This is a genomic window from Mesorhizobium sp. P2_D1 (genome assembly GCF_056404455.1).
This window is the reverse complement of the sequence record NZ_JBFUDZ010000005.1, coordinates 1-14,941: the sequence shown is the minus strand read 5'-3', so window position 1 is coordinate 14,941 and position 14,941 is coordinate 1. Positions and strand designations below refer to the sequence as shown.

16 protein-coding genes are annotated in these 14,941 nt (G+C 63.4%); 2 read left to right on the top strand and 14 right to left on the bottom strand.

The window, feature by feature from the left end:
* Positions 1-120 precede the first annotated feature (120 nt).
* The 14 genes from AC1D0I_RS06385 to AC1D0I_RS06320 form a co-directional block, all read right to left on the bottom strand.
* Entirely contained in the window at positions 121-750 is a 630-nt protein-coding gene (locus tag AC1D0I_RS06385; RefSeq protein WP_477393792.1) for a sarcosine oxidase subunit gamma, read from the bottom strand.
* The gene (locus AC1D0I_RS06380; RefSeq protein ID WP_477393791.1) at positions 743-3,724 is read right to left on the bottom strand and encodes a sarcosine oxidase subunit alpha; all 2,982 of its coding nucleotides are present in this window, start codon (positions 3,722-3,724) and stop codon (positions 743-745) included. The genes AC1D0I_RS06385 and AC1D0I_RS06380 overlap by 8 nt, the downstream gene beginning before the upstream one ends.
* Positions 3,724-3,999, bottom strand: a complete 276-nt coding sequence (locus AC1D0I_RS06375; RefSeq protein WP_477393789.1) for a sarcosine oxidase subunit delta — start codon at positions 3,997-3,999, stop codon at positions 3,724-3,726. The genes AC1D0I_RS06380 and AC1D0I_RS06375 overlap by 1 nt, the downstream gene beginning before the upstream one ends.
* A gap of 14 nt (positions 4,000-4,013) precedes the next feature.
* On the bottom strand, positions 4,014-5,267 hold the full coding sequence (locus AC1D0I_RS06370; protein WP_477393787.1) for a sarcosine oxidase subunit beta family protein: 1,254 nt from the start codon (positions 5,265-5,267) through the stop codon (positions 4,014-4,016).
* A gap of 35 nt (positions 5,268-5,302) precedes the next feature.
* Entirely contained in the window at positions 5,303-6,610 is a 1,308-nt protein-coding gene (glnT, locus tag AC1D0I_RS06365; protein WP_095088209.1) for a type III glutamate--ammonia ligase, read from the bottom strand.
* Between the two features lie 63 nt (positions 6,611-6,673).
* Complete coding sequence (locus tag AC1D0I_RS06360; protein WP_111546931.1) at positions 6,674-8,002, bottom strand: FMN-binding glutamate synthase family protein; 1,329 nt, start codon at positions 8,000-8,002, stop codon at positions 6,674-6,676.
* Positions 8,003-8,008: 6 nt separating this feature from the next.
* Positions 8,009-8,740, bottom strand: coding sequence for a GltB/FmdC/FwdC-like GXGXG domain-containing protein (locus AC1D0I_RS06355; RefSeq protein WP_095088211.1), 732 nt, complete (start codon positions 8,738-8,740; stop codon positions 8,009-8,011).
* A gap of 4 nt (positions 8,741-8,744) precedes the next feature.
* Positions 8,745-9,641 carry a class II glutamine amidotransferase gene (locus tag AC1D0I_RS06350; RefSeq protein ID WP_477300720.1) on the bottom strand — a complete coding sequence of 299 codons (897 nt, stop codon included), beginning with the start codon at positions 9,639-9,641 and terminating at the stop codon, positions 8,745-8,747.
* Positions 9,642-9,726: 85 nt separating this feature from the next.
* Positions 9,727-10,056: a hypothetical protein gene (locus tag AC1D0I_RS06345; protein ID WP_095088217.1), complete on the bottom strand. Its 330-nt coding sequence runs from the start codon at positions 10,054-10,056 to the stop codon at positions 9,727-9,729.
* Positions 10,053-10,742: a hypothetical protein gene (locus AC1D0I_RS06340; RefSeq protein WP_477393785.1), complete on the bottom strand. Its 690-nt coding sequence runs from the start codon at positions 10,740-10,742 to the stop codon at positions 10,053-10,055. Before AC1D0I_RS06340 ends, AC1D0I_RS06345 begins: the two co-directional genes overlap by 4 nt.
* A 45-nt stretch (positions 10,743-10,787) precedes the next feature.
* Complete coding sequence (locus tag AC1D0I_RS06335; protein WP_477393783.1) at positions 10,788-12,182, bottom strand: APC family permease; 1,395 nt, start codon at positions 12,180-12,182, stop codon at positions 10,788-10,790.
* A gap of 14 nt (positions 12,183-12,196) precedes the next feature.
* Positions 12,197-12,358 (bottom strand): hypothetical protein, encoded by a 162-nt coding sequence (locus AC1D0I_RS06330; RefSeq protein ID WP_477393781.1) that lies wholly within the window; start codon positions 12,356-12,358, stop codon positions 12,197-12,199.
* A 32-nt stretch (positions 12,359-12,390) separates the two neighbouring features.
* Complete coding sequence (locus tag AC1D0I_RS06325) at positions 12,391-12,768, bottom strand: hypothetical protein (protein WP_477300714.1); 378 nt, start codon at positions 12,766-12,768, stop codon at positions 12,391-12,393.
* Between the two features lie 13 nt (positions 12,769-12,781).
* Complete coding sequence (locus tag AC1D0I_RS06320) at positions 12,782-13,069, bottom strand: hypothetical protein (RefSeq protein ID WP_477393779.1); 288 nt, start codon at positions 13,067-13,069, stop codon at positions 12,782-12,784.
* A gap of 287 nt (positions 13,070-13,356) precedes the next feature.
* Here AC1D0I_RS06320 and AC1D0I_RS06315 point away from each other — a divergent pair, with 287 nt between their 5' ends.
* Positions 13,357-14,490, top strand: coding sequence for an aminomethyl transferase family protein (locus tag AC1D0I_RS06315; RefSeq protein WP_477393777.1), 1,134 nt, complete (start codon positions 13,357-13,359; stop codon positions 14,488-14,490).
* Positions 14,491-14,531: 41 nt separating this feature from the next.
* Positions 14,532-14,941 (top strand): hypothetical protein (locus tag AC1D0I_RS06310; RefSeq protein WP_477393775.1); only part of this gene is annotated, 410 nt, incomplete at its 3' end.

Genomic DNA, 14,941 nt, shown 5'->3' with positions numbered 1-14,941 from the left:
GTGTTTCGAGACATCGGTTCGAGAAACAAGTTTGCCTGTACGTGAAATTATTTTAGCAGGAAGAATAGGCGGCAAGGCCGGATTTGGCAAGCGAAGGTGGCCTTTCTTATCTGTTCCGCGCTACGCCAACTCCTCCGAATGCGCGATCGCCACGCCGTACTCAGCCGCCGCGTCGAGCATCGTGTGCCACAGGCTTCCGGCGAAGCTCGCAAACACCAGCAGGTTGAACACGGCCTGCCCATCCGGCCGGTCGCCGCCGCGCCAGAGCGTGACGCTGGTGTGATCGATCGAAGTTGCGGCGGCAGCGCCAATCGGGAATGCCGACGGGTGCAGGTCAATCGACGACAACTTGGCCAGCATGGTGCGGGCCCTGGCCCCGGAAATGCTGACCAGGGCGCGCGCATGCGATTGGTCGGACAGTGAGGCAGGGCCGGACAATGCCGGCGCCAGCGTGTCCATCGTGTGCTTGCCGCCCTTAGACAGGATGAAGAACTGATCCGGCCCGGACCAGATCAGCGCGGCGTCTTGAGCCTGTACCACCGTGGGCGCATTAGGAGCCGACACGCCGAAACGGCCGTTGGCCGCCCGCGCCAGTTCGGCCGCTTTGCCGCGCCGCGCCATCACCTGGATCAGGTCGAAATTGCGGACTTCCGTCAGCGAGACGCCGGCCTCGACGCCGCCTGCGCCATGCGCGCCTGGGGCAAGCGCATGCTCGAGCGGACTGCGGGAAGCCCAGGAAAACTCAGCCACGCTGGCGCCCTCCATCCGGATCGTAGAAGACGGGATTGCACAGTTCGACGTCGTAGTCCTCGCCGCGCAACGGATCATGTGCATGGACGATCTCGCCGATGCGTTCGCGGCCGCGCTCGACGAGGCCGAGCCCGATCCATTGGTCTGATGTCGGCGAGAAGCAGACCGAGGTGACATAGCCCTGGTCGTTGCCCGGGCCAGGTGTCTGCCCCTTCGGAATGATATGCGCGCCGGAGCGCAGCCTGCACGCCTTGTCCACCGGCTTGATGCCGACCACGACCTGACGGTTCGGTGCAACCAGCGCCTCGCGCCCGGCCATGACGCGGCCGATGAAATCCTTTTTGGTCGACATCATCTTGCCGAGACCAAGATCCGCCGCCGTCGTCGTGCCGCTCAGTTCCGGTCCGGCGATGTGACCCTTTTCGACGCGCATGACGCCGAGCGCCTCGGTGCCGTAAGGCGTGACGCCGAATGGCGCACCGGCCAGCATCAGATTGCGTGCCATGGCATCGCCAAAGCGTGCCGGCACCGAAATCTCGAACGCCATCTCGCCGGAGAACGAGATGCGGAACAGCCGCGCCTTGATGCCGCCGCGCAAGCGGACTTCACGCGCCCCCATGAACGGGAAACCTTCATTGGAAAGGTCCTCCGCCGGATCGACAATCTCCTTGAGCAGGTCACGGGTCTTCGGCCCGGCGATCGAGAACTGTGCCCACTGGTCCGAGACCGAAGTCAGTTGCACGTCGAGTTCGGGAAACAGCACCTGCCGGCAGAATTCGAGATGCTGCATCACCAGTCCGGCCCTGGCCGTCGTGGTGGTCAGGAAATAATGATCCTCGGCCAGCCGCGACGTGGTGCCGTCGTCATAGACCATGCCGTCCTCGCGCAGCATCAGCCCGTAGCGGGCCTTGCCGACGGCGAGATTGGAGAAGGTGTTGATATAGACGCGGTCGAGGAAGGCGCCGGCATCCGCACCGTGCACGTCGATCTTGCCGAGCGTCGAGACATCGCAGAAGCCGACGCCGCCGCGCACCGCTTTGACCTCGCGGGTTACCGATTCCAGCCAGTCCTTCTCGCCGGCGCGGGGATACCACTGCGCGCGCTTCCACAGTCCGGTGTCGACGAAAACAGCGCCCTGTTCGGCGGCCCAATGATGCGACGGCGTCAGCCGCGTCGCATGGAACGTCTCGTCGCGATGATGGCCGGCAAAGGCGCCGATGGCGACGGGCACGTAAGGAGGACGGTAGATCGTCGTGCCGGTCTCGGGAATGGACCGGCCGCTGACCGCGGCCATGATGGCGAGACCGGCGACATTGGAGGTCTTGCCCTGGTCGGTCGCCATGCCGAGCGTCGTGTATCGCTTCAGATGCTCGACCGATTCAAAGCCTTCGCGTTGCGCCAGTTCGATGTCGGACGCGGTGACGTCGTGCTGGTAATCGACAAAGGCCTTGCCTTTGCCGGCGACATGCCAGAGCGGCTTGAGCGAGAACGCCTCGTCGTCAGCGACAGGGGCTGTGCCTGCCTTGCCGCTGTGCCCGGTGTCATGCGCGGCTGCGCTACCCACGGCAAAGCCCTGAGCCAGGCAGGCGCCGAGCCCGAAGGCGCCGTTGGCGGCGCCCACGGCCACCATTCCGGGAGGCGCGCCATCCGGCACGAAGGCGGCGATGTCATCCAGCCATTTCGGCCGGCCGCGATGGTAGGAGGTCAGCCCGACAGCCGGGTTCCAGCCGCCGGAAACGGCAAGCCCGTCGGCTTCGACCTCGGCGCGCGCGCCACCGGTGAGTGACACCGCGATCTTCGTGACGCCATCCTTGCCGCCATCGACGCCACTGACGGAGCCGTGCAGCACGGGGAAGCCACCCTTGGACGCCAGCGAACGATGGGCGGGCGATACGTCAGGCCGGGCGTCGATGACCGCCGCGATCTGCAACCCGGCGCCGAGTGCGATCTCGACCGTGCGCCAACCATCCTCATTGTTGGTGAACAGCGCGATGCGTTTGGCCGGCGTTGCCGCATAGCGCGCGACATAGGTCCGCATGGCGGAAGCCATCATCACGCCAGGCGTGTCGTTGCCGGCAAAGACGATCGGCCGTTCGATGGCGCCGGCCGCGACCACGCAGCGCCTGGCCACGATCCGCCACAGCCGCTGGCGCACCTGATGCTCCGGCGGCGAGGGCAGATGGTCGTTGACCCGCTCGATCGCGCCATAGGTGCCGCCGTCATAGACCCCGAACAGTGTCGTGCGGGTCATGATGCGGACGTCTGGCAGCGTCGCCAGTTCGGCCAGCGTCCGTGAAAGCCATTCGGCTGCCGGCAGGCCATCGATCGTGCCGCCATCCGACAAAAGGCGCCCGCCCGGCGAAAAATCCTCCTCGCACAGGATGACACGGGCACCCCTGCGTCCGGCTGCCAAGGCCGTGGCCAGTCCGGTTGGGCCCGAGCCGGCGATCAGCACATCGCAATGGGCCCACGCTTTGTCGTAGTGGTCGGGATCGGCGGCGCCCGCGGCGCGTCCGAGCCCGGCGGCACGGCGGATCGCCGGTTCGTAGATCGCTTCCCAGAATTTCGCCGGCCACATGAAGGTCTTGTAGTAGAAGCCGGCGACGAAGATCGGCGAGAACAGCTGGTTCACAGACATCACATCGTGGCGCAGCGATGGCCAGCGGTTCTGGCTGGCCGCCTCTAGCCCTTCATAGAGCTCGGCCGTGGTCGCCTTGGTGTTCGGTTCGCGCCGCGCACCGGTGCGCAATTCGACCAGCGCGTTCGGCTCTTCCGAGCCAGCAGTCAGGATGCCGCGCGGGCGATGGTATTTGAACGAGCGGCCGACCAGCTTGACGCCATTGGCGATCAGTGCCGAGGCGAGCGTGTCGCCCTGGAAGCCTGAGAAAGTCTTGCCGTCGAAACGAAAATTCAGCGGCGCGGAGCGGTCGATAAGGCCGCCACGTTCCAGCCGGTTGGTCTGCGCGCCGGCCATCACGCACCGACTTTCGCGGCACCGGCACCCGCCGCCGGCTCAACCGAAGAAATCTCGTGCGTCAGCGTGTTGCGGGCGATCTTCAGCCAGGCCCGGCAGCCGCCGCCATGGTACCAGTATTCGCTGGTCTCGCCGGCGACATTGTCGCGCAGATAGACATAGTCGAAGACTTCGTCTTCCGAAGCGCCGGCCGCCGGCCGCAATGGTTTGGCGTCGCCCAGATAGGTGAATTCGCCGAGTTCACGTTCGCCGCAGAAGGGACAGACTATGCGCATGGTTCCGTCCGTCCTCAGTGCAGGTTCGGTTGGGCGCCCTGGCCCTTTTCGTCGATCATCGCGCCAGTCCGGAAGCGGTCGAGGCGGAACCGTGCGGCTTCTTCGTGCGGCGTGTCGCGGGCCAGCAGATGGGCAAAGACAAAGCCCGATCCGGGCGTCGCCTTGAAGCCGCCATAGCACCAGCCGGCATTGAGGTAGAGCCCGTCGACCGGCGTCTTGTCGATGATCGGCGAGCCGTCCATCGACATGTCCATGATGCCGCCCCACTGGCGCAGCAGGCGCACGCGGCCGATCATCGGCATCAGCGCCATGCCGCCCTCGCAGACATCCTCCATCACGGGCATGTTGCCGCGCTGGGCGTAGGAATTGTAGCCGTCGATGTCGCCGCCGAAGACCAGCCCGCCCTTGTCCGACTGGCTGACGTAGAAATGGCCGGCACCGAAGGTCATGACACCGGGGATCAGCGGCTTGATCGCTTCGGAGACGAAGGCCTGCAGCACATGGCTTTCGATCGGCAGGCGCAGGCCCGCCATCGCCGCGACGCGCGAGGAACTGCCGGCGACCGCCATGCCGACCTTGCCGGCGCCGATCTTGCCGCGCGAGGTCTCGACGCCGGTCACCTTGCCGTTGGCGTCGCGGCTAAAGCCGGTCACCTCGCAGTTCTGGATGATGTCGACGCCGAGCGCGCTCGCCGCATGGGCATAGCCCCAGACCACCGCATCATGCCGCGCCGTGCCGCCGCGCCGCTGCAAGAGTCCGCCTTGCACGGGAAAGCGCGCATTGTCGAAGTTCAGGAACGGGATCATCTTCTTGACCGCGGCGAGGTCGAGCAGTTCGGCATCGATGCCGTTGATGCGCATGGTGTTGCCGCGCCGCGCATAGGCGTCGCGCTGTGCGTCGGAATGGTAGAGGTTGATGACGCCGCGCTGACTGACCATCGTGTTGTAGTTGAGGTCCTGCTCCATCCGCTCCCACAGCTTCATCGACAATTCGTAGAAGCCGGTGTTGCCGGGCAGGCCGTAATTGGAGCGGATGATGGTGGTGTTTCGGCCGGCGTTGCCGGAGCCGATCCAACCCTTTTCCAGCACGGCGACATTCTTGATGCCGTACTCGCTGGCGAGGAACCAGGCGGTCGCCAGGCCATGGCCGCCACCGCCGATGATCACCACGTCGTAGCGATCCTTCGGCGTGGCGTCGCGCCAGGTGCGCTGCCAGTTCTTGTGGCCGGACAGGGCGGCGCGGGCGAGCGAGAAGATCGAGTATTTCATCAGTTCATTCCGAGGTCGCTCGCATTCGCTGGGAGTTAGATATCCAGCGTGTGGTCGCGCTCCCATTGCGTGAAGTGCGAAGCATAGGAATTCCATTCCTGGTGCTTCAGCTTTAGATAGGCCGACGAGAATTCCTCACCCAGCGCCGCCTTCAGCGATTTGTCCTTGTCGAACTCGCGCAACGCGTCGAGCAGGTTGAGCGGCAGCTTCGGCGCGCCCTTCACCGTATGGCCGTGCTGGTACATGTCGATGTCGTAGCGCTTGCCGGGATCGGCCTTCGAGCGGATGCCGTCGAGGCCGGCGGCGATGATGACCGCCTGCAGCAGATAGGGGTTGGCCGCGCCGTCGGGCAGGCGAAGTTCGAAGCGGCCGGGGCCGGGCACGCGCACCATGTGGGTGCGGTTGTTGCCGGTCCAGGTCACCGTGTTCGGCGCCCAGGTCGCGCCCGAAATGGTGCGCGGTGCGTTGATGCGCTTGTAGGAATTGACCGTCGGGTTGGTGATCGCAGCAAGCGCGGATGCATGCTTCATGATGCCGCCGAGGAAATTCTTGCCCTTGGCCGACAGGCCGAGTTCCATCGCATTGTCGGCAAAGACGTTGGTCTTGCCGGCCTTGTCCCACACCGAGATATGCGCATGGCAGCCATTGCCGGTCAGGCCCTGGAAGGGCTTCGGCATGAATGTCGCGCGCAGGCCATGCTTTTCCGCGATCGACTTGACCATGAATTTGAAGAAGGAGTGCTTGTCGGCGGTGGCCAGCGCATCGTCGAAGGCCCAGTTCATCTCGAACTGGCCGTTGGCATCCTCATGGTCGTTCTGGTAGGCGCCCCAGCCGAGCGCCAGCATGTGGTCGCAGATCTCGGCGATGACATCGTAGCGGCGCATCACCGCCTGCTGGTCGTAGCAGGGCTTCGACGCCGTGTCGTATTCGTCGGAGATCGTCTTGCCGTCCGGCGAGATCAGGAAGAACTCGGCCTCGACGCCGGTCTTGACGTGCATGCCGTCGCTGGCCGCCTCGGCGATCAGTCGCTTCAGCGTGTTGCGCGGCGCCTGGTCGACCTCCTTGTCGTCCATGATGCAATTGGCGGCGACCCAGGCGACTTCCGGCTTCCACGGCAGCTGGATCACCGAATTCGGGTCCGGCACCGCCAGCATATCGGGATGGGCCGGGGTCAGATCGAGCCATGTGGCGAACCCGGCAAAGCCGGCGCCGTCCTTCTGCATGTCGGCGATGGCCTGCGCCGGCACCAGCTTGGCACGCTGGCCACCGAACAGGTCGGTGTAGGAAATCATGAAATATTTGACGTTTTTCGCCCTTGCGAATTCTGCAAGATCAGCTGTCACGGAAGTTCCCCATTTTTTGTCGATTGGTGGCCCCAGAGCGTGTGGGCTTCGGCCCTTCGTTGATTAGAAGCCGTTCTTCCCCGGTATCCAGTTGGTGCCGGCCAGCGGCACGCCGGCCATGGCGGCTGCCTCGATCGTCAGCGCGACGAGGTCCTCGGGTTCGAGATTGTGCAGGCTGTTCTTGCCGCACGCGCGGGCGATAGTCTGAGCTTCCAGTGTCATCACCTTGAGGTAGTTCGCCAGCCGGCGCCCGGCGGCGACCGGGTCGACGCGCTTCATCAGTTCCGGGTCCTGCGTGGTGATGCCGGCCGGGTCGCGGCCCTCGTGCCAGTCGTCATAGGCGCCCGCCGTGGTGCCGAGCTCGTTGTACTCGGCCTCCCAGCGTGGATCGTTGTCGCCGAGCGCGACAAGGGCAGCCGTGCCGATCGAGACCGCATCGACGCCCAGCGCCAGCGCCTTGGCGACATCGGCGCCGTTGCGGATGCCGCCGGAGACGATCAGCTGCACCTTGCGGTGCATGCCGAGATCCTGCAGTGCCTGCACCGCCGGCCTGATGCAGGCAAGCGTCGGCTGGCCTACGTTTTCGATGAACACTTCCTGCGTGGCCGCCGTGCCGCCCTGCATGCCGTCGACGACGACGACATCGGCGCCGGCTTTCACGGCAAGCGCCGTATCGTAATAGGGCCGGGCGCCGCCGACCTTGACGTAGATCGGCTTTTCCCAGTCGGTGATTTCGCGCAGTTCGAGGATCTTGATCTCGAGATCGTCGGGCCCGGTCCAGTCGGGGTGGCGCGAGGCAGAGCGCTGGTCGATGCCTTTCGGCAGCGTGCGCATTTCGGCGACCCGGTCGGAAATCTTCTGGCCAAGCAGCATGCCGCCTCCGCCGGGCTTGGCGCCCTGGCCAACGACGACTTCGATGGCATCGGCACGGCGCAGGTCGCGCAGGTTCATGCCGTAGCGCGACGGCAGGTATTGGTAGACCAGCGTCTTCGAATGGCCGCGCTCTTCCTCGGTCATGCCGCCATCGCCCGTCGTGGTCGAGGTGCCCGACAGGGTCGCGCCGCGTCCGAGCGCTTCCTTGGCCGGACCGGACAGCGAGCCGAAGCTCATGCCGGCAATGGTGATCGGGATCTTGAGTTCGATCGGCTTCTTGGCATGGCGCGAGCCCAGCACGACGCTTGTGTCGCAGCGCTCGCGATAGCCTTCCAGCGGATAGCGCGAGATCGACGCGCCAAGGAACAGCAGGTCGTCGAAATGCGGTAGCTTGCGCTTGGCGCCGGCGCCRCGGATATCGTARATCCCCGTCGCCGCGGCGCGGCGGATTTCAGAAAGCGTGTAGTCGTCGAAGGTCGCGGATTTGCGCGGCGTCGTCGGCGGGTTCCTGTAGGTCATGCTGCCTCAATACGCGTCGGCGTTGTCGATATTGAAATTGTAGAGCGTGCGCGCCGAGCCGTAGCGCTTGAAGTCCGACGGCTTGACGCCGGTGACGCCGGCACGGTCGAGCAGGCCTTGCAGCAACTCCAGGTGTTCGGCCCGCATCTCCTTGGCGATGCAGTCGGCACCGAGGCTGTCGACCTTTCCGCGCACGAACAGCCGCGCCTCGTAGATGGAATCGCCCAGCGCATCGCCGGCATCGCCCAGCACCACCAGATTGCCGGACTGCGCCATGAAGGCCGACATGTGGCCGATATTGCCGTGCACGACGATGTCGATGCCTTTCATCGAAATGCCGCAACGCGACGAGGCATTGCCTTCGATGACCAGCAGGCCACCCTTGCCGGTGGCGCCGGCATACTGGCTGGCATCGCCCTTCACGGTGATCGAACCCGACATCATGTTCTCGCCGACGCCGGGCCCGGCCGAGCCATGCACGGTGATGGCGCTGCCGGAATTCATGCCGCCGCAATAATAGCCGACGCTGCCGCGCACATCGATGGTAACAGGCTGGTCGACGCCGACGGCGACCGAATGGTTGCCTTTCGGGTTGAGCACTTCCCACGCCGTCTCGTTCGAGCCGGGCGCCAGATTGTGCAGCGCCTGGTTGAGCTCGCGCAACGACATCTGGTCGAGGTCGAAGACCCGGGAAGCGTGGTCGTGCGCCGCCGTCTTTGAAAGTTTGGTTGCCGGCATGAACTCAATGCTCCCAGAAATAGACGGTTGCGGGCTCGGGTTCCCAGACCCTCGCATTGTCTATGCCGGGCAGTTTGGTCAGCGCACGATATTCCGAACCGAAGGCGACATACTGGTCGGTCTCGGCCATCACGGCGGGTTTGCAGGCGATCGGATCGCGCACCACGCCAAAGCCGTTCTTGGTGCCGACGACAAAGGTGAAGAAGCCGTCGAGGTCGGAGAGCGTGCCCTCCAGCGCTTCACCGAGATTCTTGCCATGCGCCATCTGCGAGGAGAGATAGGCGGCCGCGACCTCGGTGTCGTTTTCGGTCTCGAAGGTCATGCCTTCGCGGATCAGTTCGCGGCGGACATTGTTGTGGTTGGACAGCGAACCATTGTGCACCAGGCACTGGTCGGCCCCGGTCGAGAACGGATGCGCGCCCATCGTCGTCACCGCCGATTCCGTCGCCATGCGGGTATGGCCGATGCCATGCGTGCCGGTCATGCTGCGGACATCGAAGCGGTCGACCACCGCCTCCGGCAGGCCGACCTCCTTGTAGATTTCGACCACGTCGCCGGCGCCCATGATGCGGATGTCGGGGCGCAGCGCCTGGATCGCCTCGCGCGCCTCGTCGATCTTGGCAGGCGTGGTCCTGACGACCGCATGGGTCGATTTGACAGTGATCGTCACTGGCGTGCCGATGGCCTTGGCGAGTTCGGCCTCGAGGCCGCGGAAATCGCGCTCCGGCTTGGCCGACTGGATGGTGATCTTGGCCTCATTCCTGGAAGGCGCGCCATAGATGGCGATGCCGGCGCTGTCCGGACCCCGATCGCTGAGCGAGATCAGCATCTGCGACAGCATCGAGCCAAGCTGGGGTTCCAGCGACTTGTCCTTCAAAAACAGTCCGACAATTCCACACATGTCAGCCTCCCGGTGTTTGCAGCTCTGAGATGATGTACCGAATGAGTCTCCTGAATTCAATCGTATGAAAAAAATATTCCTCCAGTTACGTATGTTTCTCAATGCCGCTCTGCGCACCATCATTGTCTCGCCGGAGCTTGTGAACCCATTTGGCGGTGCGGATGCGGGCTATCCTGTAGGCGTCGAGGATCGACAACGCATAAATCAGGAAGCCGCCGGCATGACGGCCGACGAAGCTGGCGTCCGGCGGCGCGATCTTGGCGGTGACCCATGCCAGGATCACCATGAAGAAAAGAAATTGCAGGCCGCGCACCGGCACGCCCAGAATGACATGTCCGCTCGCCGGCAGCACGATTGCCGCGCCGAGCACCAGATACGGGTTGGGAGGGGCGGGTACAGTGACGGAACTGGTCATGCGGCCTGCCGATCGCTTTTGTTGATGGCGTCGCGAAGTGCCGACACCGACACCAGCAGCCTTTCAATCAGCGCTGGGTCAAGTGTGGCATCCCCAAATTCGGCTTGCCGGAACACGCCGTAGCGTGCCCGCTCGGCCTCGGCCAGCAGCCAGACGATGCGTATGCCCTTGGGCGTGATTAGCAGTTCCTTGGCGCGCCCTTCGGAGAAGATCTCGACATGGCTGGCGATGATACCTTGGGGAAAACGCGCGCCCCTGCGGTCGGTGCGCAACACTGCCTCGGTTGGAAATCCCGGAGCCTTCGGCAGCGTATGGTCGAGATGATCGAAATTGGAGAAGGTCGTCGGCGAGCCCGGCCGCATCATCATGTCGAAGGTGCCGGGCACCGACACGGGCTCGGTGATCGAGACGCTCAGCCAGCGTGCCGGAAGTTTTCGTGTTGCCAGCGTATCGACGATCGTGCGCACCTGGACGCGTCGGCCCTTCCAGGAACCTTCCCATGTGATGACACCGGCGGTGCCGTCCGAAACATCGGCAGCGTCGGTAATGACGGTACGAACGCTGGCATGGTCGATGGCGAGCGCCACTGACGCCCTGTTGCGGCTGGCGCGCGCCAGCCAGGCAAGATGAAGGATGAGGGCCAGGACAATTGCCCCGGCAAAGAGTGCTGACGTCACCTCGGACATTTTGTCATGCCAGGCCCGTCCAGGATCCGGACGGGCCTACTCCCATCAATAACCCTGCGGCTTCGGCCACGGCATGGTGAACTGATCGCCGCGCCGCACGAACTTGTAGCGGTAGAAATGGAACCATAGCGAGATCAGGAAGTAGAAGGCGACCATGGCGATCAGCTGCGAGCCGAAGCCGAGGAAGATGGCGAAGAAGGTCACCACGCACAGGCAGAACAGCACGACGGCCGGCAGCGGATGGAACGGATGCGTATAGCCACGGCGGATCGAGCCGAGCGGCCACTTCTTCCTGAACATGACGATGTTGATGCTCATGAACGTGTATTGCAGCACACCCGACAGGATCGAGAAGGTGATCGCCTGGTTGAGGTCGGCGATGAAGGCGAAGGCCAGCGCGATCGGCAGCAGGAACAGGATCGAGCGATAGGGCGTGCGGTATTTCGGATGCACGGCCGAGAACCATGTCGGCAGATAGCGGTCGCGGCCGAGCGAGAACCAGGCGCGCGCCGCGTCGTTGATGCAGCCATTGGCGGAGGCAAGTGCGGCAAGCAGCGTCGCGATGAACAACAGGTTCTCAAGCAACGGGCTGCCGGTCAGCTTGCCGGCGTCCCACAGCGGGTAATAGGTGATGCCCAGATATTCCCACGGCATCATCGAGGCGCAGACATACCAGGTCATGGCGGCGGCGATCAAAAGCGTGATCATGCCGGCCATCGTGCCGTAGGGCAGCGAGCGAGCCGGCGAGCGCACTTCCTCGGCGGCCTGCGTGGTGCCCTCGATGCCGAGATAGTACCAGATGCCGAACTGGAAGGCGGCGATGACGCCGATCCAGCCATAGGGCAGGGCGTTGTCGGGTGTGACCAGTTCGTTCAGCTTCAGCACGGCGCCCTGCGTCCACGGGCTGACCGAGAAAAACAGGATGACGATCGAGATGTAGGCGATTGCGGTGATGACGAAGTTGACGTTCAGCGTCATCAGCACGCCGCGATAGTTCAGCCATGCCAGCACCACGATGGTGGCGGCGATGAAGGAATTGTGGGTGAGCCCTTCGACCCCCGCCTTGGCGACGATGGTGTCGCCGAGCAGGATCGCGTCGGACACTTCGAGCATGGTGTAGGCAAAGACCAGGAACAGCGCGACATTGAAGGCCATCAGCGGCCCGACAATGTGCTTTGCCTGCGCATACTGGCCGCCGGCGGCGGCGACCGTCGATGTCACCTCGGAATCGATCATCGCGACCGAGGTGTAGAGCAATCCGACGAGCCAGCAGACGATCAGCGCGGCAAGCGCGCCGCCCTTGTCGGCGGCAAAATTCCAGCCGGTGAATTCGCCGACCAGCACGATGCCGACTCCGAGCGCCCAGACATGGGCCGGGCCGAGCACGCGCAGCAGTGAGACCCTGTCCCCGTGGATTACCGGTTCAAGTGTGATCGTCATTGTTCAATCCCCACTCAGATCCGGTGTTTTTCGGAAACGGCTTCCAATTCGCCTTCGCGCGACGAGGTCAGCACCTCTTCTGAGAAGGTCGTGTCAACCTTGAACCAGTCGTTGAGCATCCACAGGGCAAGCACGATCGAGATGCCCCAGCAGGCGTAGGAGAGTGCCATCCACATGATCGTGTCCCCCGATTGTTCGTGGAAAGTTTTTACTTGTCGTCGAACTTTTCGTTGATGACTTCGCGATATTCGCGGTCGGAGGCGCGGAACAGGAAGACGAAATAACCGATCAGCACCGCGGCCATGATGATCAGCGTCGGCCAGTCGATGACATAGTGGAAGCGGTTCTGGATGATGTCGTGCGCGGTCTCGGGCGTGTAGCCGAGCTTTTCCCAGATCGAGGCCATGGTCGCGTTCTGGCCGAGCGTCTCCCAGGTCTTGGTATCGAGTGCGTCGATCGATTTGGCCGCACCCGCCAGCCCGAGTTTCAGCGGCAGCCACAGGGCGACGAAGATGGCGACGACAACGACGACGATATCGAAAATCTGTCCGGCCTTGCTCTGCTCCGGCGGTTTGTAGCGCGACATGTCTTCTACCCCTTCAGGACTTGCGGTTGCGGAATGCGTCGGCGTTCTTGATGTCGAGCCCGTAGATGAAGTCCTTGTCTTCCTTGTAGTGCTTGACCATCGCCAGGATGGCGGCCGTGTTGAAGATCAGCACGGCGGCCGCCGCGATCGCGACGACGACCCTGATGCCGCTATCGGGGATGTATKGCCACGTCATGAGGAGGACGAAGAGGATCGTTGCCCACAGGCAGACGATCAGGAGCATGGATCCGCGCACGTCGGAACGGTACAGCGCTTCAATGCGCTGCTGCATGTCTGACATCGGTTTTCCCCTTTTTCCGACGCACGGTTCCGAATCCACCGCGCGTCGCCCTCTTTCAAGAGAGTGAAATTTTTTTCATAAATTCCGTCCGATTTCCGCAATTGTCAAGCCGATTTTACGTTGGGTTAACCGTTTGCTTCGTGCGACGGATTTTGCCTGACAATGAAATTAATTGCTTATGGGTATTGCGGCGCCCGAATGTTTGCGGTCAATATTCGGCCAAAGCCCCCGCGACTGCGCAGGGGGCAGGGAACAGCAAACGATTTTTCGAAACGGAGGACGAGCGGATGACGGCATCCTGGAGATTTTCAACCCTGGCGGATCGCCATCGCGCCCTTGGTTCGAAGCTCGAAGACTGGAGCGGCATGGGGACTGCCTGGACCTACGACAAGAACGCCGACGAAGAGTACGTCGCCATCCGCACCAAGGCCGGGCTGATGGATGTTTCGGGCCTCAAGAAGGTCCACATCACCGGGCCGCACGCCTCGCACCTGATCGATCTGGCGACCACGCGTGACGTCGAGAAGATCTATCCCGGCAAGTCGGCCTATGCCTGCATGCTGAACGAGGCGGGAAAGTTCACCGACGACTGCATCCTCTACCGCACCGGACCGAATTCCTGGATGGTCGTGCATGGCTCCGGCACCGGCCATGAGGAGTTGCAGCGCGCTTCCGTCGGGCGCGACGTCTCCTTGCGCTTCGATGACAATCTGCATGACCTGTCGCTACAGGGGCCAACCGCTGTCGACTATCTGGCCAAGCATGTGCCTGCTATTCGCGATCTCAACTATTTCCATCACATGCAGACGCAGCTGTTCGGCTTTCCGGTGATGATTTCACGCACCGGCTACACCGGCGAGCGCGGCTACGAGATCTTCTGCCGTGGCCAGGATGCCGGCACGATCTGGGACAGGATCCTCGATGAGGGCAAGAGCGCCGGCATCATTCCGTGCCGCTTCACCACGCTCGATATGCTGCGCGTTGAGAGCTACCTCTTGTTCTATCCCTACGACAATTCGCAGAAATACCCGTTCGACAATGAAGGTCCCGGCGACACGCTGTGGGAGCTCGGCCTCGACTTCACCGTCAGCCCCGGCAAGACTGGCTTCCGTGGCGCCGAGGAGCATTACCGCCTCAAGGGCAAGGAACGCTTCAAGATTTATGGCGTTCTGCTCGACGGCAAGGAGCCGGCCGACGAGGGCGCGCCGGTCTATCGCGACGGCAAGAAGGTCGGCGTGGTGACCTGCGCGATGTATTCGCCGCTGGTGAAGAAATCGATGGGCATCGCCCGGCTCGACGTCGACTGCGCGGTCAAGGACACCAAGCTCGAGATTCGCAACAAAAGCGGTTCGATCAAGGCGACGGCGCAGCCGCTCCCCTTCGACGATCCCAAGAAGACCAAGCGCACGGCCAAAGGTTGAGGCATAATCAACAGCGAGGGGTTCGAGGCACGAAGACTTAAATGGCAGCCAAAAGCATCATCAGCCGGCCCGTTTACGGAACGCTGTCTCCACAGCCCGGCAAGCACCATCTTTTCGTTGCAGATGCGGAGGGCGCGCTGGCGATAGCGGAAATGGCCGAGCGGACACCGCCAGGGTTTTTCGACGGGGCCGAAATCGTCTTCATCCCTGGTCCTGACGGCAAGCATGCCGCAGCGCTCGAAGCGCTGAGGCCGGCGCAGTTTCATGAGGCGCCGTCCTTTGCCAGCCTGCTGCCGCGGCTCAGGCAGACGCTGGCCAATGCGCATATGGGCCTGCGCCTCTATCTCACGGGCACCGAAGGCCTGATCGGCCAGGCGATGCAGGCTGCCCTTGAAGCCGGCGTCGATCACACCTCGATCCAGACCGAGCATCGCGGCTCGCTGGCACGGCG

Bases quoted from the DNA above. Each gene is read 5' to 3' on its own strand.
- AC1D0I_RS06380 (WP_477393791.1), bottom strand. From the start codon at position 3,724: ATGGCCGGCGCGCAGACCAACCGGCTGGAACGTGGCGGCCTTATCGAC.
- AC1D0I_RS06375 (WP_477393789.1), bottom strand. From the start codon at position 3,999: ATGCGCATAGTCTGTCCCTTCTGCGGCGAACGTGAACTCGGCGAATTC.
- AC1D0I_RS06370 (WP_477393787.1), bottom strand. From the start codon at position 5,267: ATGAAATACTCGATCTTCTCGCTCGCCCGCGCCGCCCTGTCCGGCCAC.
- AC1D0I_RS06355 (WP_095088211.1), bottom strand. From the start codon at position 8,740: ATGCCGGCAACCAAACTTTCAAAGACGGCGGCGCACGACCACGCTTCC.
- AC1D0I_RS06350 (WP_477300720.1), bottom strand. From the start codon at position 9,641: ATGTGTGGAATTGTCGGACTGTTTTTGAAGGACAAGTCGCTGGAACCC.
- AC1D0I_RS06345 (WP_095088217.1), bottom strand. From the start codon at position 10,056: ATGACCAGTTCCGTCACTGTACCCGCCCCTCCCAACCCGTATCTGGTG.
- AC1D0I_RS06340 (WP_477393785.1), bottom strand. From the start codon at position 10,742: ATGTCCGAGGTGACGTCAGCACTCTTTGCCGGGGCAATTGTCCTGGCC.
- AC1D0I_RS06335 (WP_477393783.1), bottom strand. From the start codon at position 12,182: ATGACGATCACACTTGAACCGGTAATCCACGGGGACAGGGTCTCACTG.
- AC1D0I_RS06330 (WP_477393781.1), bottom strand. From the start codon at position 12,358: ATGTGGATGGCACTCTCCTACGCCTGCTGGGGCATCTCGATCGTGCTT.
- AC1D0I_RS06325 (WP_477300714.1), bottom strand. From the start codon at position 12,768: ATGTCGCGCTACAAACCGCCGGAGCAGAGCAAGGCCGGACAGATTTTC.
- AC1D0I_RS06315 (WP_477393777.1), top strand. From the start codon at position 13,357: ATGACGGCATCCTGGAGATTTTCAACCCTGGCGGATCGCCATCGCGCC.